The 23,465-nt window shown below is 64.8% G+C and carries 20 protein-coding genes; 15 read left to right on the forward strand and 5 right to left on the reverse strand.

Annotation, left to right across the window (positions count from 1 at the left end):
- The first annotated feature begins 26 nt into the window (after positions 1–26).
- The 4 genes from ACT89O_RS04785 (at position 27) to ACT89O_RS04800 (ending at position 3,870) form a co-directional block, all read left to right on the forward strand.
- Positions 27–1,031 (forward strand): Bug family tripartite tricarboxylate transporter substrate binding protein, encoded by a 1,005-nt coding sequence (locus ACT89O_RS04785; protein ID WP_487261982.1) that lies wholly within the window; start codon positions 27–29, stop codon positions 1,029–1,031.
- Between the two features lie 47 nt (positions 1,032–1,078).
- The gene (locus ACT89O_RS04790; protein WP_487261983.1) at positions 1,079–1,828 is read left to right on the forward strand and encodes an electron transfer flavoprotein subunit beta/FixA family protein; all 750 of its coding nucleotides are present in this window, start codon (positions 1,079–1,081) and stop codon (positions 1,826–1,828) included.
- Positions 1,829–2,761: an electron transfer flavoprotein subunit alpha/FixB family protein gene (locus ACT89O_RS04795; RefSeq protein WP_121419437.1), complete on the forward strand. Its 933-nt coding sequence runs from the start codon at positions 1,829–1,831 to the stop codon at positions 2,759–2,761. It begins immediately after the preceding gene.
- Between the two features lie 125 nt (positions 2,762–2,886).
- Entirely contained in the window at positions 2,887–3,870 is a 984-nt protein-coding gene (locus tag ACT89O_RS04800) for a tripartite tricarboxylate transporter substrate binding protein (protein ID WP_431151911.1), read from the forward strand.
- Between the two features lie 36 nt (positions 3,871–3,906).
- Here the strand turns inward: ACT89O_RS04800 and ACT89O_RS04805 are convergent, their stop codons facing one another.
- Positions 3,907–4,752, reverse strand: coding sequence for a MurR/RpiR family transcriptional regulator (locus ACT89O_RS04805; protein ID WP_055394300.1), 846 nt, complete (start codon positions 4,750–4,752; stop codon positions 3,907–3,909).
- 220 nt (positions 4,753–4,972) lie between these two features.
- Between ACT89O_RS04805 and ACT89O_RS04810 the strand changes: the two genes are divergently transcribed.
- The 4 genes from ACT89O_RS04810 to tal all read left to right on the forward strand — a co-directional run bounded on the left by ACT89O_RS04810 (position 4,973) and on the right by tal (position 10,417).
- Complete coding sequence (locus tag ACT89O_RS04810) at positions 4,973–6,001, forward strand: ABC transporter substrate-binding protein (protein WP_228898878.1); 1,029 nt, start codon at positions 4,973–4,975, stop codon at positions 5,999–6,001.
- 3 nt (positions 6,002–6,004) lie between these two features.
- Positions 6,005–8,248: an ABC transporter permease gene (locus ACT89O_RS04815; protein ID WP_487261984.1), complete on the forward strand. Its 2,244-nt coding sequence runs from the start codon at positions 6,005–6,007 to the stop codon at positions 8,246–8,248.
- Positions 8,249–8,379: 131 nt separating this feature from the next.
- A complete protein-coding gene (locus tag ACT89O_RS04820; protein ID WP_487261985.1) occupies positions 8,380–9,462 on the forward strand; it encodes an ABC transporter ATP-binding protein in 1,083 nt (360 codons plus the stop codon).
- Between the two features lie 7 nt (positions 9,463–9,469).
- Positions 9,470–10,417, forward strand: coding sequence for a transaldolase (gene tal / locus ACT89O_RS04825; RefSeq protein WP_487261986.1), 948 nt, complete (start codon positions 9,470–9,472; stop codon positions 10,415–10,417).
- Between the two features lie 223 nt (positions 10,418–10,640).
- Here tal and ACT89O_RS04830 read toward each other — a convergent pair whose 3' ends face one another.
- The 4 genes from ACT89O_RS04830 to ACT89O_RS04845 form a co-directional block, all read right to left on the reverse strand.
- A complete protein-coding gene (locus tag ACT89O_RS04830; RefSeq protein WP_487260675.1) occupies positions 10,641–11,735 on the reverse strand; it encodes an IS5 family transposase in 1,095 nt (364 codons plus the stop codon).
- A gap of 640 nt (positions 11,736–12,375) precedes the next feature.
- On the reverse strand, positions 12,376–13,470 hold the full coding sequence (locus tag ACT89O_RS04835) for an IS5 family transposase (protein ID WP_487260675.1): 1,095 nt from the start codon (positions 13,468–13,470) through the stop codon (positions 12,376–12,378).
- 257 nt (positions 13,471–13,727) lie between these two features.
- Positions 13,728–15,122: a sensor histidine kinase gene (locus ACT89O_RS04840; RefSeq protein ID WP_121507508.1), complete on the reverse strand. Its 1,395-nt coding sequence runs from the start codon at positions 15,120–15,122 to the stop codon at positions 13,728–13,730.
- A gap of 280 nt (positions 15,123–15,402) precedes the next feature.
- Entirely contained in the window at positions 15,403–16,122 is a 720-nt protein-coding gene (locus ACT89O_RS04845; RefSeq protein WP_055395176.1) for a response regulator transcription factor, read from the reverse strand.
- Positions 16,123–16,346: 224 nt separating this feature from the next.
- Between ACT89O_RS04845 and ACT89O_RS04850 the strand changes: the two genes are divergently transcribed.
- From ACT89O_RS04850 to gloA2, 7 genes are all read left to right on the forward strand, one after another.
- Positions 16,347–17,597, forward strand: a complete 1,251-nt coding sequence (locus tag ACT89O_RS04850; protein ID WP_176888375.1) for an ABC transporter substrate-binding protein — start codon at positions 16,347–16,349, stop codon at positions 17,595–17,597.
- Between the two features lie 57 nt (positions 17,598–17,654).
- A complete protein-coding gene (locus tag ACT89O_RS04855) occupies positions 17,655–18,839 on the forward strand; it encodes a carbohydrate porin (RefSeq protein WP_487257695.1) in 1,185 nt (394 codons plus the stop codon).
- Positions 18,840–18,960: 121 nt separating this feature from the next.
- A complete protein-coding gene (locus ACT89O_RS04860; RefSeq protein ID WP_121422357.1) occupies positions 18,961–19,842 on the forward strand; it encodes a carbohydrate ABC transporter permease in 882 nt (293 codons plus the stop codon).
- Complete coding sequence (locus ACT89O_RS04865; protein WP_121422358.1) at positions 19,832–20,701, forward strand: carbohydrate ABC transporter permease; 870 nt, start codon at positions 19,832–19,834, stop codon at positions 20,699–20,701. The genes ACT89O_RS04860 and ACT89O_RS04865 overlap by 11 nt, the downstream gene beginning before the upstream one ends.
- Before the next feature lie 8 nt (positions 20,702–20,709).
- Positions 20,710–21,786: an ABC transporter ATP-binding protein gene (locus ACT89O_RS04870; protein ID WP_121422359.1), complete on the forward strand. Its 1,077-nt coding sequence runs from the start codon at positions 20,710–20,712 to the stop codon at positions 21,784–21,786.
- Positions 21,787–21,987: 201 nt separating this feature from the next.
- Entirely contained in the window at positions 21,988–22,965 is a 978-nt protein-coding gene (glk, locus tag ACT89O_RS04875) for a glucokinase (protein WP_121422360.1), read from the forward strand.
- The gene (gloA2, locus tag ACT89O_RS04880) at positions 22,962–23,402 is read left to right on the forward strand and encodes an SMU1112c/YaeR family gloxylase I-like metalloprotein (protein WP_487261987.1); all 441 of its coding nucleotides are present in this window, start codon (positions 22,962–22,964) and stop codon (positions 23,400–23,402) included. The genes glk and gloA2 overlap by 4 nt, the downstream gene beginning before the upstream one ends.
- Positions 23,403–23,465 lie beyond the last annotated feature (63 nt).

A 23,465-nucleotide genomic window follows, 5' to 3' on the forward strand; every position in this document is an offset into this window, starting at 1 on the left:
AACAACCTGTGCCCGTTTTGACCCCAATGTTTGTCTCTCGCACCTTCGCAGCCCGCCGCGCCGTGCTGGCCGTGTCCGCCGCTCTGGCGGCCAGCGTCCTGTGGGGCACGGCCCCGGCACACGCCCAAGCCTGGCCCACCAGGATGATCAAGCTGGTGGTGCCCTTCCCGGCAGGCGGCCCTACCGATACTGCCTCGCGCATCGTGGGCCAACGCCTGGCCGAACGGCTGGGCCAGCCCGTGGTGGTGGAAAACCGTGCAGGGGCTTCGGGCTCCATCGCTGCCGCCCAGGTGGCCAAGAGCCCGGCCGACGGCTACACGCTCATGATGCTGGCCACGCCCACGCTGCTGGCGCCGCATCTGTACAAGAAGGCGGGCTACGACACGGTGAAAGACTTCACGCCCGTGGCCACGGTGTACGACCTGCCCATCGTCGTGGTGGTCAATCCTGCCCAGATGCCTTCTGTGACCGACCTGCAAAAGCTCATTACCCATGCCAAGGCCCGGCCAGGTCAGCTCAACTACACCAGCTCAGGTGCGGGCAGCTTTGGCCATTTGAGCATGGAGCTGCTCAAGCAGATGGGGGGCTTTGAAATGCAGCACATTCCCTACAAAGGGGGCGTGCCCGCCATTACCGACACCATCGGCGGCCAGGTGCCGCTGATGTACGCCGATCTGGTGGCTGCGCTGCCGCACATCCAGACGGGGAAGCTGCGCGCCATCGCAGTAGGATCACCCCAGCGCGTGGCCATGCTGCCCGATGTCAAGACCATCGCCGAGCAGGGCTTCAAGGGCTACGAGGCCGTCTCGTGGGGTGGTCTGCTGGCGCCGCCCGGTACGCCCAAAGCCGTGGTGGACCGCATCGCAACCGAGGTGCAGCAAATCCTGGCCGAGAAGGACACGCAGGACAAGTTGTTGAATGCAGGCGCCATCGCTGCATACCAAGCGCCCGACAAGATGGCCCGCCGCATTCAGCAGGACTACGTCAAGTGGGGTACTGTGATCCGCGACAAGGGCATCTCGAACGAGTAAGCCTGCGCACCCGCACTCCCACAACAAAAATCAAGGAAAACAATCCCATGAAAGTTCTCGTCCCTGTCAAGCGCGTGGTGGACTACAACGTGAAGGTCCGCGTCAAATCGGACAACTCGGGTGTGGACATCGCCAACGTGAAGATGAGCATGAACCCCTTTGACGAAATCGCCGTTGAAGAGGCCGTGCGCCTGAAAGAAAAAGGCCTGGTGACCGAAGTCATCGCAGTCTCCTGCGGCGTGGCCCAGTGCCAGGAAACCCTGCGCACTGCCATGGCCATCGGTGCAGACCGCTCCATCCTGGTGGAAACCGACGTCGAGCTGCAGCCCCTGGCCGTGGCCAAGCTCTTGAAGGCCCTGGTCGACAAAGAACAGCCTTCTCTCATCATCTTGGGCAAGCAAGCCATCGACGACGACGCCAACCAGACCGGCCAGATGCTCGCGGCCCTGGCAGACCTGCCCCAGGCCACGTTCGCCAACAAAGTCGAACTGTCGGCCGACAAGGTCAGCGTGACGCGCGAAGTGGACGGCGGCCTGGAAACCCTGCAGCTGTCGCTGCCAGCGGTCATCACCACCGACCTGCGCCTGAACGAGCCCCGCTACGTCACCTTGCCCAACATCATGAAGGCCAAGAAAAAGCAGCTCGATACCGTCAAGCCCGAAGACCTCGGCGTGGACGTGGCTCCGCGCCTGAAGACCCTGAAGGTGACCGAGCCCGCCAAGCGCGGTGCTGGCATCAAGGTGGCCGACGTAGCGGCACTCGTTGAAAAACTCAAGAACGAAGCGAAGGTGATCTAAATGTCGGTACTCGTGATTGCTGAACACAACAACGCGTCCATCAAGGGCGCCACGCTGAACACCGTGACGGCCGCTGTGGCCTGCGGTGGCGACGTGCACGTGCTGGTGGCCGGCCACAACGCCGGTGCAGCCGCCGCCGCAGCCGCCCAGATCGCCGGTGTCGCCAAGGTCATCCACGCCGACGCCCCTGGCCTGGAACACGGCCTGGCCGAGAACGTGGCCGCGCAAGTGCTCGCCATCGCAGGCAACTACAGCCACATCCTGTTCCCGGCCACCGCCAGCGGCCGCAACGTGGCGCCCCGCGTGGCCGCCAAGCTGGACGTGGCGCAGGTCAGCGACATCACCAAGGTGATTTCTGGCGACACCTTCGAGCGCCCCATCTACGCCGGCAACGCCATTGCCACCGTGCAAAGCGCCGACAGCGTAAAGGTCATCACCGTGCGCGCCACGGGCTTTGACGCCGCAGCCGCCACGGGCGGTTCCGCAGCCGTTGAAACCGCCGCAGCCACCGCAGACGCTGGCAAGAGCAGCTTCATGGGCAGCGAAATCGCCAAGAGCGACCGCCCCGAACTCACGGCCGCCAAGATCATCGTCTCCGGTGGCCGAGCCCTCGGCAGCAAGGAAAAGTTCGACGAAGTGATGACGCCGCTGGCCGACAAGCTGGGCGCCGCTTTGGGTGCCAGCCGGGCCGCAGTGGACGCAGGCTACGCCCCCAACGACTGGCAAGTGGGCCAGACCGGCAAGATCGTGGCGCCGCAGCTGTACATCGCAGCGGGTATCTCGGGCGCCATCCAGCATTTGGCGGGCATGAAGGACTCCAAGGTGATCGTGGCGATCAACAAGGACCCTGAGGCGCCGATCTTCAGCGTGGCCGACTATGGGCTGGAAGCGGATCTGTTCACGGCCGTGCCGGAGCTGGTGAAGGCGCTGTAGGGGCAGCGCATACGGAGCAAGGCATCCGGCACCGCGATTCGGGTGCTATTGAAAACATAGCTGTTTGCGCCTGATTGGAAAGCGCTACAGCCTGTTTTGACTAAAAAAACCAAGGAGACAAGACCATGAACGCTTCCCTTTCCCGCCGCCGTGTCGTGCAAGCCGCTGGCGCAGCGCTGGCCAGCGCTGCCCTGCCCGCGCTGGCACAAACGGCCTGGCCGAGCAAGCCGATCAAGATCATCGTGCCCTACACGGCGGGCGGCTTTACCGACCAGATGGCGCGTCTGCTGACTTTGGGCCTGCAAAAGCAGTTCGGTCAGTCGGTTGTCATCGACAACAAGCCCGGCGCCAACAGCATCATCGGCGTGGATGCTGTCGCCAAGTCCACTCCGGACGGTCACACCTTTGGCGTGGTCATTCCGGCCTTTACCGCCAACACCACGCTCTACCCCAAGCTGCCCTACAACCCGCGCAAGGACCTGGTGGGGGTGTCGCTGCTGGGTGTTTCTCCACTGGTGGCAGCGGTGGCCCCCAATGCACCGTTCAAGACGGTGAAGGAACTCGTGGCCTATGCCAAGGCCAACCCGGGCAAGGTGAGTTTTGCCTCTTCAGGCACGGGCTCTGCCGCGCACCTGACCAGCGAGTTGCTCAAGTCACTCACCAAGACCTTCATGGTCCATATACCCTACCGCGGCGCCGCGCCGGCGCTGACGGATTTGCTCGGCGGCCAGGTGCCTTTGTTCCTCGACCCTCCGCCCAACCTGATTCAGCCCGCCAAGGCAGGCCGCATCACTCTCATCGGCGTGGCCAGCGAAAAGCGCTTGCCCATGTTGCCCGACGTGCCCACCTTCATCGAGCAGGGCGTGCCCGGCATGCTGGGCAGCACCTGGGCCAGCATGATTGCTCCCGCCGGCACGTCGCGCGACGTTGTCAAGCGCATGTCGGACGCGGTGAACGCCATCATCCAGAGTGAAGAGACCAAAGCCAAGCTCGAAACCATGGGTACCTTCGGAGAGGGCACCACACCGGAGGCGTGCGATGCCTTCTTGGCTGCTGAAACGACCAAGTGGGGCAAGGTGATCCGCGACGCGGGTGTCACGCTGGACTGAGAAGGTGTGCACCCGGCCTGGCCTGACGGCCAGGATTTACGCGTAGCGCTTGGCCCGCAGGTTCTCTTTCATCTGCTGCAGGATCGGCTGCAGCGAGCTGCCAATGCGCAGCGCCACGCAGGTGGCCAGCACGTCGATGATGAGCAGGTGCATCAGCCGCGACACCATGGGGCTGTAGCGGTCGTAGCCCTCGGGGTGGTCGGCGGCCAGGTGGATCTGGCAGGTGCTGGCCAGGGGCGAGCCGCTGGCGGTGATGGCGATGGTGGTGGCGCCGTTCTTGCGGGCGATGTCGGCGGCGTCCATCAAATCGCGGGTGCGGCCCGAGTTGGAGATGATCACCGCGCAATCGCCCGGGCCGAGCAGGGTCGCGCTCATCACCTGCATGTGGCCGTCGCTGGTGGCAATGGACGTGACGCCCAGACGGAAGAACTTGTGCTGCGCGTCCTGTGCCACGATGCCCGAGTTGCCCACGCCGTAGAACTCGATGCGTTTGCCGGTTTTCCAGGTGGCTGCAATCGCCTCGGCCGCACGCTCCAGCGCCACGGTGCTGGCGGCATTGCGGTATTGCAAAAAGGCCGCCACGGCGTTGTCCACCACCTTCACCAGCACGTCGCCGGTCTTGTCGTCGGCGTCCACGCTGCGGTGGATGAAGGGCACGCCTTCGCTCACGCTGCCTGCCAGCTTGAGCTTGAAATCTGCCAGTCCGTCATACCCCATGCTGCGGCAAAAGCGCACCACAGTGGGCTTGCTCACGTGCGCGCGTTCGGCCAATTCACGCACGGGCAGGCGTGCAAAAGTGCGTGGGTCGGTCAGCACCAGCCGGGCAACGCGCTGTTCGGCGGGGGCCAGGGAGGGCAGGGAGGCGGTGATGCGGTCGAGCATGTCTCGGTCAGGGTGTGCAGCGCGGGTTGCTCAGGTGAGGCCTTCGAACAGGTTTGGGGGAACCATTCTTAATGTAACTTGGTTCCCAAGGCGGCGGGGAGGGCGCCATCCCTGCCTTTCAACCTGCTTGCACCCGGTCTGGGAGTTTCCCCCCTGACCCTGGCCTGCCTGCAGGACTAGCATCCTTGCATCACGTTATCCAGATACTGAGGAGACTCCCATGCGCAAACATTTGCTGACGAAACTTCTGGCCGGTGCGGCCCTGGTGGCCACCGCCTCCGGCAGCTGGGCCCAGGGCCAGGTCAACATCATCTGTTCGGTGCAGGCCGAGTGGTGCAACCTGATGTCCACGGTGTACGCCAAGACCACCGGCACCAAGGTCAACATGACGGCCAAGGGCTCAGGCGAGGCCCTGGCGCAACTCAACGCCGAGCGCGCCAACCCCAAGACCGACATCTGGTTTGGTGGCACAGGCGACCCGCACCTGCAGGCGGCCGAGCAGGGCCTCACGCTCGAATACAAATCGCCCCAGTTGCCGCAGCTGTACCCCTGGGCGCAAAAGCAGGCGGCGGATTCCAAGTACCGCACGGTGGGCGTGTACCTGGGCCCGCTGGGCTTTGGCTACAACAAGGAGCTGCTGGCCAAGCGCAAGCTCAACCCCCCGCAGTCGTGGGCCGACCTGCTCAAGCCCGAGTTCAAGGGCGAGGTGCAGATGGCCAACCCGGCATCGAGTGGCACGGCCTACACCATGATCGCTACGCTGGTGCAGATCATGGGCGAGGAAAAGGCGTTTGAATACCTCAAGGCCCTGCACCCCAACATCAGCACCTACACCCGCTCGGGCACGGCGCCCGTCAAGGCGGCCGCCCGGGGCGAGACCACGGTGTCGGTGAGCTTCGTGCACGACGTGACCACTGAGGCGGTCAACGGCTTCCCCGTGGGCTCGGTCACGCCTTCGGAAGGCACGGGCGCCGAGGTGGGCTCCATGAGCATCGTCAAGAACGGCCCCAACACCGAGGCCGCCAAGAAGTTCTACGAATGGGCACTCACGCCAGGCGGCCAGCAGTTTGGCCTGGCGGCCAAGCAGTTCCAGCTGCCCAGCAACACGCAGGTGCCCAAGGACCCGCGCATGACCGACCCTTCCAAGATGAAGCTCATCAACTACGACTACGCCAAATACGGCGCCAGCGCCGAGCGTCGCCGCCTGATTGCGCGCTGGGAAAAAGACGTGCAGAACGCGGCGCGCTAAGGGGTGGTGGTGTCGGCAGCAGCAGCGGCGGCGCACGCAACCCTCCGAACCACGGCACCCAGCGCCTCGGTCAACCGGCCCCTGTGGGTCTGGCTGGTCGTGGGCGTGCTGGGTTATCTCGTGTTTCCCTGGTATGCGCAGCAGGATGCCAATGGCCTGCTCGCGGTGGGCCAGATTTTCAGCGGCGAACAGGCGGCCAACGGGCTCATGCAGGCGGCATTGTTTGGTCGGCCCTGGCTCTGGCTAGGCCTGGCCGGTCTGGCCGTGGCGGGGCTCGGCGCCTGCCTGCCTGCGGGACGCAAGCAGGGCGCCGTGCTTGCGGCGGGGGGCGCGCTGGGGCTTGTGGCCTTGTTGCTCAGTGGCTTTGCGATTGGCGCACGAGGCTGGGCCTTTGAGTGGATGAACACCAGCCTGGGTGAACTGGGCGCGCGCCAGCCCGGCATGGGCTGGGGCGGGTTTGTGGTGTTGTCAGCACTGCTGGTGCTGCTGTCGTTCGGCGTGGCACGGCGAGGATTTTTCAAAGGCGATCTGTTCGTAGCGGCTGCGGTGGTGGGCTGTGGAAGCCTGCTCGCGCTGTTCATCGTGTTCCCCGTGCTCAAGGCGTTGTCGGCTGCGTTTTTTCTGGAGGACGGCCCGTTCTCGCTGGCCGTGGTGTGGGAGCGCATTGCGCACGAGCGCAACTTTGGTCTCTCGTGCCTGGCCAACCTGGGTGGAGGCCAGCGCTGCGGCGTGGCCTGGAACACGCTGTTCCTGGGGCTGATGACCGCCACCAGCACCACGCTGCTGGGCACTTTCATGGCGCTGATGGCCGAGCGCGCGTCGCGCCGCTATGCGCGGCCTTTGAGCATCGTGGCGCTGCTGCCCATCATCACGCCACCGTTTGTGGTGGGCCTGGGGCTCATCCTGCTGTTTGGCCGTGCCGGGGTGTTCAACCAGTTTCTGGAATACGCATTTGGCATCACGCCGTCGCGCTGGTTCTACGGCTGGCTGGGCGTGTGGGTGGCGCAGACCTTTGCCTTCACACCCATTGCTTTCATGATCATGCGTGGCGTGGTGCAGGGCGTGGCGCCCAGCCTGGAAGAGGCCGCGCAAACGCTGCGTGCCAGCCCGCACCGCACCTTCATGACAGTGACCCTGCCGCTGCTCAAGCCGGGCCTGGCCAATGCGTTCCTGGTGGGCTTCATCGAAAGCATGGCCGACTTCGGCAACCCCATCGTGGTGGGCGGGCAGTTCTCGGTGCTGTCCACCGAAATCTTCTTTGCCATCGTGGGTGCGCAGTACGACCAGGGCCGTGCCGCGTCGCTGGCCTGGATCCTCACCTTCTTTGCGCTCACCGTGTTTGCCATCCAGCGCGGCTTGCTGGGCAAGCAGAACTTCACCACCGTCTCGGGCAAGGGTGATGCAGGCATTGCCATGCCGCTGCCCACCGGTGTGCGCCGCGTGGTGCACTCGATTGCACTGCCCTGGATGGCGTTCACCCTCATCGTGTACCTGTTTGCACTGGCCGGTGGCTTTGTGCAGACCTGGGGGCGTGACTACACGATCACGCTGGCGCATTTCCGTACCGCGTTCAGCGTGGAATGGGGCGAGTTTGGTGTGGTGTGGGCGGGTACGGCGTGGAACTCGTTCTTCACCACGCTCAAGCTCGCCGCCATCTCGGCGCCGCTCACGGCCACGCTGGGCATCGGCATTGCGTGGCTGCTGGCGCGCACCGAGTTCCGGGGGCAGGGCGCGTTCGAGTTTGCAGCGCTGCTGGCTTTTGCCATTCCGGGCACGGTGCTGGGCGTGAGCTACATCCTGGCCTTCAACGTGCCACCGTTCGAGCTGACAGGCACGGCGCTCATCATCGTGCTGTGCTTCATGTTCCGTAACCTGCCGGTGGGCGTGCGTGCGGGCACGGCGGCGTTCAAGCAGCTGGACCGGTCGCTGGATGAAGCGTCCGTCATGCTGCGCGCAGGCAGTGTGCAGACGCTGCGCCATGTGGTGCTGCCGCTGCTCAAGCCCGCCCTGGTGGCGGCGCTGGTCTACAGCTTTGTGCGCGCCATCACCACCGTGAGTGCGGTGATCTTCCTGGTCACGGCCGAAAACGAGCTGGCCACCACCTACATCATTGGCCGCGTGGGCAATGGCGACTATGGCGTGGCGCTGGCGTACTGCACGGTGCTCATCATCCTCATGTCGGCCTCCATCGGGCTCATTCAGCTGCTGGTGGGTGACCGCAAACTCGGTCGGCGCGGTGGCTTATGAGCCCCCCTGAGTCGCCTTCGGCGCCTTCCCCCCAGGGGGACGACGCCCTCGCTGCGGGGCGGCCCTTGCTCGGCGTCCCACGCCTGGACCGCGCCAGTTGCCAGGCGCAATCGTCAATTGAGAAGACAACCATGAACAACAACGACGCGGGCATCGTGTTCCGCAACATCACCAAGCGCTACGGCAGCGACAGCAGTGCGGCCCTGGCCGTCAAGGGCATCAGCTTTGAGGTGCCGCGCGGCACGCTCACCACCATCCTCGGCCCCTCGGGCTGCGGCAAGACCACCACCTTGCGCATGATCGCGGGGCTGGAGTCGCCCACCTCGGGCGAGATCTTCATTGCCGGCAAGGACGTGACCACACTCGGCCCCGCGCAGCGCAACGTGAGCATGATGTTCCAGAGCTACGCGCTGTTCCCACACATGAGCGTGGTGGAAAACGTGATGTACGGCCTGCGCATGTCAGGCCAGCCCAAGGAGCAGGCACGGACCAAGGCGGTGGAGGCGCTGCGCGGCGTGGGCCTGGTGGGCTATGACGACCGCCTGCCCAGTGAACTCTCGGGCGGACAGCAGCAGCGCGTGGCCCTGGCCCGCGCGCTGGTGCTGGAGCCCGAGGTGCTGCTGTTCGACGAGCCCCTGTCCAACCTCGACGCCCGCCTGCGCCGTGAGATGCGTGAGGAAATCCGTGCCTTGCAGCAGCGCCTGTCGCTCACCGTGGCTTACGTCACACACGACCAGGCCGAGGCCATGGCCGTGAGCGACCAGATCATTGTGATGAACCAGGGCCTGATTGCGCAAAAGGGCTCGCCGCGCGCGCTGTACGAAACCCCGCACAGTGAGTTTGTGGCCGGTTTCATGGGTGAGGCGATGCTGTTCCCCGCCGTGGCCGACGCGGACGGCACGGTGGCACTCGGCCCGCTGGTGCTGCGCCCCCGCATGGCGGTGAAGAGCGGCCCGGTAAAGGTGGCGGTGCGGCCGGAGGCCTGGCGCATTCATCGCCAGGGCGCGGGCCTGCTGCCCGCCCGGCTGGACAAGCGGGCCTATCTGGGCGCGGTGCACGAATACACCTTTGACACCACGCTCGGCCACATCTTTGTGGTGTCGTCCGACCTGGATGATGTGCTGGCCGTGGGTGATGACGTGCAGCTGAGCCTGGGTGCCCACGGCGTATCGGTGGTTGGTAGTACCGAAGGTGCCCAACGTGATGCGGAATAATGGCGCCATGAACCAACTCGACGCCCTCAAACAGTTCACCACCGTGGTTGCCGACACTGGCGACTTTCTGCAACTGGCCCAGTTCCGTCCGCAGGACGCCACGACCAATCCCTCGCTGATCCTCAAGGCGGTGCAAAAGCCAGAATACGCGCCCCTGCTCAAGGACACCGTCGCCAAGTGGCAAGGGCGCGCCATGGACGAGGTGATTGACCGCCTGCTGGTGCGTTTTGGTTGCGAAATCCTGACCCACGTGCCCGGCCGCGTCTCCACCGAAGTGGATGCGCGTCTGAGCTTTGACACCAGCGCCACCGTCACGCGCGCCGAGCGCATCATCGAGCTGTACCAGGCCGAAGGCATCCACATCGACCGCGTGCTCATCAAGATCGCCGCTACGTGGGAAGGCATCCAGGCCGCTGCCCAGCTCGAGCGCAAGGGCATCCATACCAACCTCACGCTGCTGTTCTCGTTCGCCCAGGCCGTGGCTTGCGGCCAGGCCAAGGTACAGCTGATTTCCCCGTTTGTGGGCCGCATTTACGACTGGTACAAGAAGCAGGCGGGCGCGAGCTGGGATGAGGCCGCGCGCGCGGGCGCCAACGACCCGGGCGTGCAGTCGGTCACGCAGATCTACAACCACTACAAGCGTTTTGGCATTGCCACCGAGGTGATGGGTGCAAGCTTCCGCAACGTGGGCCAGATCACGGCGCTGGCTGGGTGCGACCTGCTGACCATTGCGCCCGAACTGCTGGCGCAGCTGGCGGCGAGCGAGGCGCCGTTGCAGCGGGCGCTGGATGCAGAGGCTGCCAAGGCGATGGATTTGCCTGCGGTGAACTATGGCGAGGCGGGGTTCCGTTATGCGTTGAATGAGGACGCGATGGCGACTGAGAAGCTGGCCGAGGGGATTCGGGCGTTTGCGGTGGATGCGGTGAAGCTGGAGAAGCTGATTCTGGCGGCTTGAGGTCAGCATTTTTAGTGGTTTTGGCGGCTAGCGCTTGTGTAGAAAGCGCTAGCCGCTATTGTTTTTATAGCTACGCGGTTTGCCCCATAGCGTTCGGGCTGAGCTTGTCGAGGCCTTGGCGCGCTGGTTTGAAAAGCATGCTTGTGTTGAGGGCGGAGGCCGGGTTGTCGCCCCGGCGGGCGACTCACTTTTCTTTGCTTCGCCAAGAGGGTGTAGAAGAAATCTATCTCAACCGCCCCAGCAGCATCCGCGCCTGCGCCAGCCACACCCATGCCTGCGCATAGAACGGCTTGCGATCATGGTGCATCACAAGCCTTCGGTTACGCTCCAGCCATGCATGGGTGCGCTCCACCACCCAACGCTTCTTGGGCATGGCCACCGGCTGCTCTTCGCTCCACAACGATTGCTGAGCGTCATCCCAACGGTGACGGCCACTGTTTCGCACTATCTGCACCTGCACCCGGTGCACCTTTTCGATCTCCTGAGCACATTGCCCGGCATATGCACTGTCGGCCCACAACACCTTCAACGACCCGCCTGTGCGTGCGCACGCCTGTGCCACTGCTTGCCCAGCCGCTGCGCGGTCCGGTACAGCGGCGCTGGTGACCACCACCGCCAGCAGCAATCCCAGCGTATCCACGACCAGATGGCGCTTGCGCCCTTGAACCTTCTTGCCCGCATCAAAGCCCAGCGTTCCGCCCTGAGGGCTGCCACGGTTGGATTGGGAGTCGATCACGGCTTCACTGGGCTGCTCTGCGCGCTCCACACGTTGCCGCCACTGCTGGCGCAGACGCTCGTGCAGCGCTTCAAACTTGCCTTGACGGGCCCAGCGTACAAAGGCTTTTTGCACCGACTGCCAGGGAGGATAGATCTGGGTGGGCAGGTTGCGCCAGGACGAGCCGGTGCGCAGCACGTAGCAGCACGCTTCAACCACGCTGCGTCGAGAGTACGTTGCAGGCCGACCTCGCGCGCCGGGCTCTGGTTCGAACAAGTCCTGGGCCAGTGCCCATTCAGCGTCTGTGAGGGCAAGGGCCATGCCCGAGTCGCTGCTGGGGCGATGCAGGGCGGTGTAGCCGTAGCGGGTGCCAGGCTGCTGGGGGTTGGCGCGTGCCAGTTGCTGCTTGGGTCGTGTCCGCTGTAACCCAGCGGCCTTGAGCGCTGCACGCAGGGTCACTGTGCTGGGGGCGTTGCGGCCCATGCGTTCGCCCCAGACCAGGGCCAACTCCGGCAGTGTCGCCTGGGGGTTGTCGCGCACTACCTCGCGCAAGGCTGCGTACTCCCCAGTGGATATCACGGGCGGTCGGCCTGTCTTTGCCATTGCATTGCTCCTGCTTGGTCAGTGCGACAGGATTTTAATTTATTTCTTCTACACCCTCCAAAGAAAAGTAAGCAAAAGAAAGGCGCCCCCCAGTCTGCGACCCCTGCGCTTCGCTACGGGGTAAACCTGCGCCGGGGCGGTTGCGGGGTGCGCCGTGGAACTCGCTTTGCGCTGGCGCGCGCCGCTCGGACAACCACGGCGAGTCAGTTAGCGAGGCATGGGCGCTCCGACGCCCATGCTCACCCCCCAACCGCCCCGCCGCAGGCGCAGCCAGCAGGGGGGTTGGGCAGCCGAACATCCACACGGGCCGTTGCTGCGCTCGGCCCAGGTTGCGCAGCGCGTGGCGCTTGCGCCCGCGAGACGCGGCCGAGCGCAGCAATGGCCCGAATGGATGTTCTGGGTTCCCTTCTGTATGCGCCTGGGGCGCGCAGGGCGCGGGGTGGCATGCGCGTCGGAGCGCGCATGCTTCGTGAACTGACTCACCGCAGTTGTCCGAGCGGAGCGCCGCAGGCGCGCAGCGAGTTCTGCGGTGCACCCCGTGACCGAGCACCCCAGGTTGCCCCGCAGCGCAGCGAAGGGGTCGCAGACAGCAGGGTCGCCCTTTCTTTGGTGACTTTCTTTCGGAGGGTGTAGAAGAAATCTATCTCAACCGCCCCAGCAGCATCCGCGCCTGCGCCAGCCACACCCATGCCTGCGCATAGAACGGCTTGCGATCATGGTGCATCACAAGCCTTCGGTTACGCTCCAGCCATGCATGGGTGCGCTCCACCACCCAACGCTTCTTGGGCATGGCCACCGGCTGCTCTTCGCTCCACAACGATTGCTGAGCGTCATCCCAACGGTGACGGCCACTGTTTCGCACTATCTGCACCTGCACCCGGTGCACCTTTTCGATCTCCTGAGCACATTGCCCGGCATATGCACTGTCGGCCCACAACACCTTCAACGACCCGCCTGTGCGTGCGCACGCCTGTGCCACTGCTTGCCCAGCCGCTGCGCGGTCCGGTACAGCGGCGCTGGTGACCACCACCGCCAGCAGCAATCCCAGCGTATCCACGACCAGATGGCGCTTGCGCCCTTGAACCTTCTTGCCCGCATCAAAGCCCAGCGTTCCGCCCTGAGGGCTGCCACGGTTGGATTGGGAGTCGATCACGGCTTCACTGGGCTGCTCTGCGCGCTCCACACGTTGCCGCCACTGCTGGCGCAGACGCTCGTGCAGCGCTTCAAACTTGCCTTGACGGGCCCAGCGTACAAAGGCTTTTTGCACCGACTGCCAGGGAGGATAGATCTGGGTGGGCAGGTTGCGCCAGGACGAGCCGGTGCGCAGCACGTAGCAGCACGCTTCAACCACGCTGCGTCGAGAGTACGTTGCAGGCCGACCTCGCGCGCCGGGCTCTGGTTCGAACAAGTCCTGGGCCAGTGCCCATTCAGCGTCTGTGAGGGCAAGGGCCATGCCCGAGTCGCTGCTGGGGCGATGCAGGGCGGTGTAGCCGTAGCGGGTGCCAGGCTGCTGGGGGTTGGCGCGTGCCAGTTGCTGCTTGGGTCGTGTCCGCTGTAACCCAGCGGCCTTGAGCGCTGCACGCAGGGTCACTGTGCTGGGGGCGTTGCGGCCCATGCGTTCGCCCCAGACCAGGGCCAACTCCGGCAGTGTCGCCTGGGGGTTGTCGCGCACTACCTCGCGCAAGGCTGCGTACTCCCCAGTGGATATCACGGGCGGTCGGCCTGTCTTTGCCATTGCATTGCTCCTGCTTGGTCAGTGCGACAGGATTTTAATTTATTTCTTCTACACCCTCTCGGCGACGCGAAAGAAAGTTACTCGCATGCCGGGCGACTCCCGGCCTTCGCCCTTGACCCAAGCACGCTGCATAAACCAGAGAACGAGCTTGCCCTGGCTTTGACAGGCTCAGTCCGAATGGTACGTGCAAGATGCTATGAAAAAAGCAGCTTCCCGCGCTTGTAGGTCAAGCGCCAGACCCCAAAAAAGCCAAAAATTCACCCCGCAGGCAGCCGCATCCCCACCCGCAACCCCCTCGGCACCACCCCCTCCGCCACCGTCCGGCCGCCATGCCGCAGCGCGATCTCCTCCACGATCGACAGCCCGAGCCCACACCCCCCCGCCTTGTCCGACCCGCGCCAGAAGCGCGCAAACAGATCGCCCAGGTGTTCGGCTGGCACGCCCGGCCCGTCGTCCTCCACCAGCAGCAAGGCCCAGCGCCCGGGCTCCTCGTGGCCCACACGCACTGTCACCGTGGCGCCGGGGCCTGCGTAGTGCAGTGCGTTGTCGATGAGGTTGTTGAGCGCCTCGCGCAGCAGCACCGGGTGGCCTTGCACGGGCAGGCTGTCGTCACCCTCGTAGCCCAGGTCCATGCCTTGCGCCAGGGCGCGGGCTGCCCATTCGCGAGCGACTTCGCGGGCCAGGCAGGCCAGGTCGATGGCCTGCATCTCCACGTTCGATTCGGAGCGCGCCAGCTGCAGCAGCTGGTGCACCAAGTGGGCGCTGCGCTGGGCGGCCGAAAGCACTTTCTGCAGCCGTTCCTGCACGGCGGGCTCATGGCTTTCGTGCAGGGCCAGCTCGGTCTGGCCGATGAGCCCGGCCAGCGGGGTGCGCAGTTGGTGCGCAGCGTCGTTGAGAAAGCGCTTTTCCTTTTGCTGGCCGCGCGCCACGGTCTCCAGCAGCCGGTTGATGGTGCTGGCCAGCGAATGCACCTCCTGCGGAGCCGAGGTCAGCTCGATGGGGGGCAGCGGCGTGGTGCCAGCCTGCGGCAGGGCGCCGGCGCGCTCGATCTGGGCCTCCAGGCGCTTCAAGGGCTGCAGGCCGCGCAGCACGCCCGCATACACCACGGCGCTCAGCGCCAGGCCCATCAGCCCCATGGGGAACACCATCTGCTCCAGCAGCTCCTGCGCGATGCGCTCGCGCACGGTGAGGCTCTGCGCCACCTGCACGCGCAGGGTCTGGCGCGTCTGGGGTGTGCCGTAGTCCACGTCCAGCAGCGCCACGCGCACGGGGCGGTCATCCACGCGGGCGTGGTACAGGTAGGGGTCGCCCACGCGCACCTCCACGGGCGGCGGCGGAGGCAGCTGGGCATTGCCCAGCAGAAAGCGGCCGGGCGGGGACGACACCATGTAGGTGATGCGGTCGGCCGGGTCCTGCTCCAGGATGTCCTGCGCGGCCTTGGGAAAGTCCACCAGCAACCCGTCCCCGATCGGCTTGATCTGCCGCGCGAGCGCCCGCACCGACTGCGTCAGCGTCTGGTCAATGCCCTTCTCGCCGTTCTGCAGCGCAATGCGCCACGCCAGAAACCCGCCAGACAGCCACAACACCAGCTGCGGCAGCAACAGCCACAGCAGCAGCTTGCGTTGAAGAGAAACCCCCGGTACGTGGCGCATGAATTACCAATACAAGTTTGTCTGATGGAAGACTTGCCGCAGAGGGAGTATTCGCCCTGAGGTTGTCGAAGGGCTGTTTGCAAAAACACTCCCCGGCTTCGACAGGCTCAGCCCGAACGGGTGGGGGCAATTTGGGTGATGCAGCCAGTCAAGTGAGTTTGCGGCACAGCGGGCGAAACCGGTGCGGCCTGGCCAGGGCCGCCGCGCAAGGGCCGCCCCGCCGCGCTGGCGGCGTCCCCCTGGGGGGAAGGCGCGCAGCGACTCAGGGGGGCACTCCACTTCACGGCCTGTTCAGCATGTACCCCAGCCCCCGGATGTTGCGGATGGCCAGCGGCGAGGTGTCGAGCTTCTTGCGCAGGCGGTGCACATAAACCTCCAGCGCGTTGGAGTTGAGCGGGGGCGCGGCGGTTTGTCCGGGCTCCGGGGGGCTGGCGCGCCAGGCGGCCAGCACATCGTCGCGCGTGACGACTTCGCCACAGCGGTTGACCAGCAACTCCAGCAGCTCCCATTCGCGCTGGGTCAGGTCGAGCAGGTCGCCATTGAGCGCCGCCGAATGGCTGGCGTGGTCCAGCACCAGCGGGCCGATGGTGGTGCTGGCGCCGCCTGCGGCGCTGCTGGCCTGGGTAAAGGCGGGCTGGCGCGCACGGCGCAGCATGGCCTGCAGGCGGGCCTGTAGCTCCTGCATGTTGAAGGGCTTGGTGATGTAGTCGTCAGCCCCGGCATTGAGACCCAGCACGCGGTCTTCCACGCCATCGCGCGCGGTCAGAATCAGCACGGGCAGGCCGGCAATGTGGGTGCGCGCCCAGGTCAGAAGCTCCATGCCGTCGGCGCCGGGCAGGCCCAGGTCCAGGATGATGCCGTCCACCGCCTGCGACTGCAGCAGCGTGGTGGCCTCGGCCACACTGGAGGCCGTGTGCACGCCGAATTCCAGCTGCTGGAGCTGGCCAGTCAGCGCGTCCAGCAGCAGGGCATCATCTTCAACAATCAGTATCGTGGCCATGGGATTGAGCATAACAAAGCACCCCGCCAGCGGCTCCTGCAGCACGGCAATGCTTGCACCCGCAGCGGTTGGTAATTCAATAACGGGCCAATGGCGTTGGTATGTAACCCACACCCGGGAAAGCCCTGATATGTTCATTAATTATTGTAATTAAAGTACCGACTGCGCTGAACAGCACCGGATTGCGGCGCACCAACGGATTCAAACATCGAGGAGACACGGGTATGTGGAAGATGACAAAAATCGCCGCAGTGGCGGTGGGCCTGGCGGCAGCGATGTCGGCCAGCGCGGGGGAGGTGGAGGTCCTGCACTACTGGACTTCGGGCGGCGAAGCCAAGTCGGTGGCCGAGCTCAAGAAGATCATGCAGGGCAAGGGCCACACCTGGCGCGACTTTGCCGTGGCCGGTGGCGGTGGCGACAGCGCCATGACCGTGCTCAAGAGCCGCGTGATCTCGGGCAACCCACCGTCGGCTGCGCAGACCAAGGGCCCGGCCATTCAGGAGTGGGCGTCCGAAGGCGTGCTGGCCAACATGGACACCCTGGCCAAGGCTGAAAAATGGGATGACCTGCTGCCCAAGGTGGTCGCCGATGTCATGAAGTACAAGGGCGCTTACGTGGCCGCCCCGGTCAACGTGCACCGTGTGAACTGGATGTGGGGCAGTTCTGAGGCCCTGAAGAAGGCTGGCGTGGCCGCCATGCCCAAGACCTGGGACGAGTTCTTTGCGGCGGCCGATAAGCTCAAGGCCGCAGGCCTGGTGCCCGTGGCCCACGGTGGCCAGAACTGGCAGGACTTCACCACGTTTGAATCGGTGGTGCTCGGCGTGGGTGGCCCCAAGTTCTACCAGGACGCCTTGGTCAAGCTTGACGACAAGGCCATCAACAGCGACACCATGAAGAAGTCGCTGGAGACCTTCCGCCGCATCAAGGGCTACACCGACCCCGGCGCCCCTGGCCGCGACTGGAACCTGGCCACGGCCATGCTGATCCAGGGCAAGGCAGGCTTTCAGCTGATGGGCGACTGGGCCAAGGGCGAGTTCCTGGCCGCAGGCAAGGCGCCGGGCAAAGACTTCCTGTGTGCTGCTGCACCGGGCTCGGCCAACGCGTTCACCTTCAACGTCGATTCGTTCATTCTGTTCAAGCTGAAGGATGCTGCCGCACAGAAGGCGCAGAGCGACCTCGCCAGCGCCATCATGAGCCCGGCTTTCCAGGAAGTGTTCAACCTGAACAAAGGCTCCATCCCCGTGCGTGCGGGCCAGCCCATGGACAAGTTTGACGACTGCGCCAAGGCCTCGGCCAAGGACTTCGTGGACACCGCCAAGAGCGGCGGCCTGGTGCCCAGCGCGGCCCACGGGATGGCAATTGCCCCGGCCACCGAAGGCGCCATCAAGGACGTGGTCAGCCAGTTCTGGAACGACGACAAGGTCAGCGTCGCCGATGCCATGAAGAAGATCGCGGCCGCCGCGAAAACCAAGTAAGCCGTGCAAGACACACGCGCACACACGCACTAAAACCAACCCCAGAGGGATCCCATCATGAAGACAAGAAACCGCCTTACGGCGGTGGCTTTGGCCGCCGCATGCGCGAATGGCGCCTTTGCTATGGATGTAGCAGGCTTTGAGTTCAACGGTTACTCGCGGGGCGGCCCGGTGTTCAACCACTCCGACGGCGTCAAGGGCAACCTTTCGCTCGGTGGCGAGCTGCAAAAATACCGCCTGGGCAACGAGGGTGACAACGGCATCGAAGTCAACTTTGCACGCGGTTTTGAAGCCGGCGGTGTCAAGTGGAAGGTCAACTACATGCCCGCCAAGTGGGGCAGTGGCGACATCAGCACCGAACAGGCATTTGTGGAAATGAGCGGCTTCTCGTTCTCACCCGAAGCCAAGTTCTGGGTCGGCCAGCGCCGCCTGCGGATCCAGGACGTGCACATCGTCGACTACTTCCTGCTGAACTACGGCGACAACATCGGCGCCGGTGTGACCGACGTGCCCGTCGGCGGCATGAAGCTGGGCCTGGGTGTGTTCACCGGCGACAAGTTCGACGGTGGCCTGCCCAACAACGTGAAGGCACACCGCATCAACGCCGACCTGTCGGAGATCAACACCAACCCGGGCGGCAAGCTGCGGGTGCTGCTGACGGCGGTGGGGGGCAAGGGCCAGGTCAATGGCGGTTCGGGCTCGGGCATCTCCTTCATGCACACGCAAAAGGAATTCCTGCTGCCCAGCATCACCAACACGCTGTACCTGCAAACATCGCGGGGCCATGCGCGCATCGACGGAGAGTTCGAGGCCATCGAGGGCACCAGCGCTGGCAAGCGCGCCACCCGCATCGCCGACTCCATCAATTGGCAAAGCGGCCCGTTTGGTGGTCAGGCCCTCATTGGCTACCAGACCAACAAGGCTGATCTGACGGGCGTGGAGACCAAGGACTTCTCGCTGGGCGGCCGTGGCTCCTATGCGTTCACCAAGAACTTCAAGGGCCTGGTGGAACTGTCCACCACCACCCGCAAGGGCACTGGTGCTGACCAGCGCCTGTCCAAGGTCACGCTGGCGGGCGCCTTGGCCCTGTCGGAAGACTTCTGGTCACGTCCCGAGTTGCGTCTGTACGTGACCAAGGCCAACTGGAACCAGGCAGCGGCACTGGCCAATGCCGCAACCTTTGGCGCCAATGGCAAGACCTCGCGCACGCTGGTGGGCGTGCAGTACGAGGTGTGGTGGTGATCCGTTGAGTAGGTAGTGAGTTAGCGAGTTAGTCAGAGGTTACTTTGTTCATTTGGGGGGCACTCCTGCGTGTCCCCCGCTTTTTTTACATGCAGGACGATGACAAACACATACCGTGGCCATGAGCAAAAACACGTTTGAAACATGGCTGCCCAAGCTGGTCGTGACACCGGCTTTTGTACTGGGCTTTGCCTTCATCTATGGCCTGATGGTCTGGAATGGCGTGCTGAGCCTCTCCGCATCGCGCATGCTCCCCAACTACGAGTGGGTGGGCCTCGCGCAGTACGAAAAACTCTGGGAGATGGACCGCTGGTGGGTCGCGCTCAAGAACCTCGGCATCTTCGGCGTGGGCTACGTGGGCGGGTCCCTGGCCATCGGCGTCGTGCTGGCCGTGCTGCTGGACCAGAAGATCCGCGCTGAGGGCGCGCTGCGCACCATTTACCTGTACCCCATGGCCCTGTCGTTTGTGGTCACGGGCACGGCCTGGAAGTGGCTGCTGAACCCGGGCCTGGGCATCGAAAAAATGGTGCGCGACTGGGGCTTTCCGAATTTTGAGTTTGGCTGGCTGGTGGACACCGAGATGGCCATCTACTGCGTGGTGATTGCAGGCATCTGGCAAAGCGCTGGTTTTGCGATGGCGCTGTTCCTGGCGGGCCTGCGGGGCATCGACGACAGCATCATCAAGGCCGCGCAGGTCGATGGTGCATCCTTGCCACGCATCTACTGGCGCATCGTGCTGCCAGCACTGCGGCCCGTGTTCTTCTCCACGGTCATGGTGCTGTCGCACCTGGCGATCAAGAGCTTTGACCTTGTGATGGCGCTCACCGCCGGTGGCCCTGGTTTTTCCACCGACGTGCCCGCAACGTTCATGTACACCATGTCGTTCTCGCGCGGCCAGATCGGCCTGGGCGCCGCCAGTGCCACCATGATGCTGGCCACCGTGGCGGCACTGGTCATCCCTTACCTTTACAGCGAACTGCGGACCAAGCCCCATGACCGCTAAGCCCTCCCTCTTTCCATCGCTTGGCCGCTTGCTGGTCTATGCCGTGCTGGCCCTGGCCACCGCGTTCTTCCTGCTGCCGCTGTACGCCATGCTGGTCACCTCGTTCAAGGATGCCGAGGAGATCCGCAGCACCTCGCTGCTGGCGCTGCCCGCTGCGCTGAACGGGGCAGCCTGGGGCACGGCCTGGTCCAGCGCCTGCACGGGCGTGGACTGCAATGGCCTGCGCCCGTTCTTCTGGAATTCGGTGGCCATGGCCGTGCCGGCCGTGATGATCTCCACCGTGTGGGGTGCGCTCAATGGTTATGTGCTGAGCCTGTGGAAGTTTCGCGGCAGCGATGCGCTGTTCGGCATGCTGCTGTTTGGTGTGTTCATGCCGTTCCAGGTGGTGCTGCTGCCCATGAGCCAGGTGCTGGGATGGCTAGGGCTTTCGAGTTCCATCACCGGGCTGGTGCTGGTGCACTGCCTGGCGGGGCTGGCGGGCACCACGCTGTTCTTTCGCAATTACTACGCGGCGATCCCGAAGGAGCTGGTGAACGCGGCGCGCATGGATGGCGCCAGCTTCTTCCAGATCTTCTGGCGCATCGTGCTGCCGCTGTCCACGCCCATCATCATGGTCACGCTGATCTGGCAGTTCACCAACATCTGGAACGATTTCCTGTTCGGTGTGGTGTTCTCGGGCACGGACTCGAAGCCCGTGACGGTGGGCCTGAACAACCTGGCCAACACCAGCAGCAGTGTGAAGGCCTACAACGTGGACATGGCGGCCGCGATCATCGCAGGCTTGCCCACCATGGTGATCTATGTTCTCGCAGGCAAGTTTTTTGTGCGCGGCCTGACGGCTGGCGCGGTGAAAGGTTAAGGAAAATCATGGCGTCTTCATTGGACATCGCGGGCATCAACAAGCGCTTTGGCAAGGGTGACAAGAGCGTGGAAGTGCTGCGCAAGATCGACATCCACGTGGCACCGGGCGAGTTCCTGATCCTGGTCGGCCCCTCGGGCTGCGGCAAATCCACGTTGCTCAACATCATTGCGGGCCTGGACGAGCCCACCGAAGGCGAGATCCGCATCGGTGGCAAGAACGTGGTGGGCATGCCCCCGCGCGACCGTGACATCGCCATGGTGTTCCAGAGCTACGCGCTGTACCCCACGCTCTCTGTGGCCGACAACATTGGCTTTGCGCTGGAGATGCGCAAGATGCCCAAGCCAGAGCGCCAAAAGCGCATCGACGAAGTCGCAGCCATGCTGCAGATCAGTCACCTGCTCGACCGCCGCCCCAGCCAGCTCTCGGGCGGCCAGCGCCAGCGCGTGGCCATGGGCCGGGCCCTGGCGCGCCAGCCGCAGCTCTTCTTGTTTGACGAACCGCTGTCCAACCTCGACGCCAAGCTGCGCGTGGAGATGCGCGCCGAGATCAAGCGCCTGCACCAGGCCAGCGGCATCACCAGCGTGTACGTGACGCATGACCAGGTCGAAGCCATGACCCTGGGTTCGCGCATCGCGGTGATGAAGGGCGGCGTGGTGCAGCAGCTGGGCACGCCCGACGAGATCTACAACCGCCCGGCCAATACCTACGTGGCCACCTTCATCGGCTCGCCCACCATGAACCTGCTGCGTGGCGCGGTCACGGGCGGGCAGTTTGGCATCCAGGGCGCGGCGTTGAACCTGGCACCTCCATCCCCCCCACAAAGCGGTTCCAACGAAGTGCTGCTGGGCGTGCGCCCTGAGCACCTGGTGATGCAGGAGACTGCCCCCTGGCGCGGCAGGGTCAGCGTGGTGGAGCCCACGGGCCCCGACACCTATGTGATGGTGGACACCGCCGCAGGCAGCGTCACGCTGCGCACCGATGCGCAGACCCGTGTGCAGCCCGGCGACGCCGTGGGCCTGGCGGTAGAGCCCGCCAACGCCCACTGGTTCGACGCCAAGTCCGAAGATCGATTGACAGGCTGAGCGGTTGGGAACCCCGGCCCCTGGGTCGCTGCAAGAAGGGGCTTTGGTCTTTGCCTGAAGCGGTAATTCAGGTAAAAAGAGGCTCCATCGCTTATCCATCAAGCGCCAATAGCTATATAAATAATAGCGTTAGCGATCCGCAGGCCGCCGTCTGCCGCAGGGCAACGGGGGCGTGTGACCTTTGGTTTTCATCTTTTTCCCATGCACCCTCAGCGCCTCCTTGCCGACATCGGCGGCACCAATATCCGACTGGCCTGGCAGAACGAACCGGGCGGCCCCTTGCACGACACGCGCGTGTTGCCCTGTGCGCAGTTCCCCACCGTGGATGCTGCGCTGGCGGCCTATCTGACAGAAGTGGGCGTACCCACCCCGCGCGAGGCGGCGTTCGGCATTGCCAACCCCGTCACGGGCGACGCCATCCGCATGACCAACCACAGCTGGAGCTTCTCGCAGCGCGCGGTGCGCGAGGCGTTTGGTTTTGAGCGCCTGGTGGTCATCAACGACTTCACCGCGCTGGCACTGGCGCTGCCCCTGCTGACGCCCGACCTGCTGCGCCCCGTGGGCGGCGGCGAGGCCGTGCCGGGCGCTGCCATCGCGCTGCTGGGCCCGGGCACGGGCCTGGGCGTGTCGGGTCTGGTCTTCCCGCCGGGGTCTAGCAACGGTGTGCCCTTGTCGGGCGAGGGCGGGCACGTGTCGCTGGCCGCGCAGACGCAGCGCGAATTCGACGTGCTGGCCATCCTGCAAGAACGCTATGGCCATGTGTCCGCAGAGCGCGCGGTGTCGGGTGCGGGGCTGGTGGACCTGTACCACGCGCTGCGCAGGCTGGCCCAGCGCGGCGGCAAGGAGATCAGTTCGGCCGCCGAAGTGACCGAGCTGGCCCTGCAGTCCAACGATGCCTTGGCGCTGGAGGCGCTGGACCTGTTCTGCGGCTTTCTGGGCAGCGTTGCGGGTAACCTGGCGCTTACCCTGGGCGCGCGCGGCGGCGTGTTCATTGGCGGCGGCATGGTGCCGCGCTTGGGCACGTGGTTCGACAAATCCTCGTTCCGCGCACGGTTCGAGTCCAAGGGGCGCTTTCAGCCCTACCTCGCGTCCATCCCCTGCTGGATCATTGACCCGAGCGCCACGCCTGCGCTGTATGGCGCTTCGCGTGCGCTCGATATTGCCGGCTCCGAAGGATGAGCAGCGAAGTTGCCGCACCGCCCGCGCCGGGGCCTGCGCTACAGGTCAGCGGTGTGCACCATGTGGCCATCATCGCCAGCGACTATGTCCGCTCGCGCCGCTTCTACACCGAGGTGCTCGGCCTGCGGGTGGTGCACGAAGTCTTTCGGGCGGAGCGGCAGTCGTACAAGCTGGACCTGCAGTTACCCGATGGAACGCAGGTGGAGCTTTTTTCCTTCCCCCACCCACCCGCACGCCCGTCCTACCCCGAGGCCTGTGGCCTGCGCCATCTGGCGTTGCGCGTAGCCGATATGGAAGCCAGCGTGGGCACGCTGGTAGCGCATGGCGTGGCGGTGGAGCCGGTGCGGGTCGATCCGTTTACCGGCGCGTTGTTCACCTTTTTTGCCGACCCTGATGGGTTGCCGATCGAGCTGGTGGAAGAAGTCCGGGCGCGTTAAGCGGCACATTGCCGCGAGGCTGTGCGGCGCCTTGACCAGACGCCGCGGGTGCGGACCTGCCCC

The organism is Acidovorax sp. NN32, from assembly GCF_057597245.1.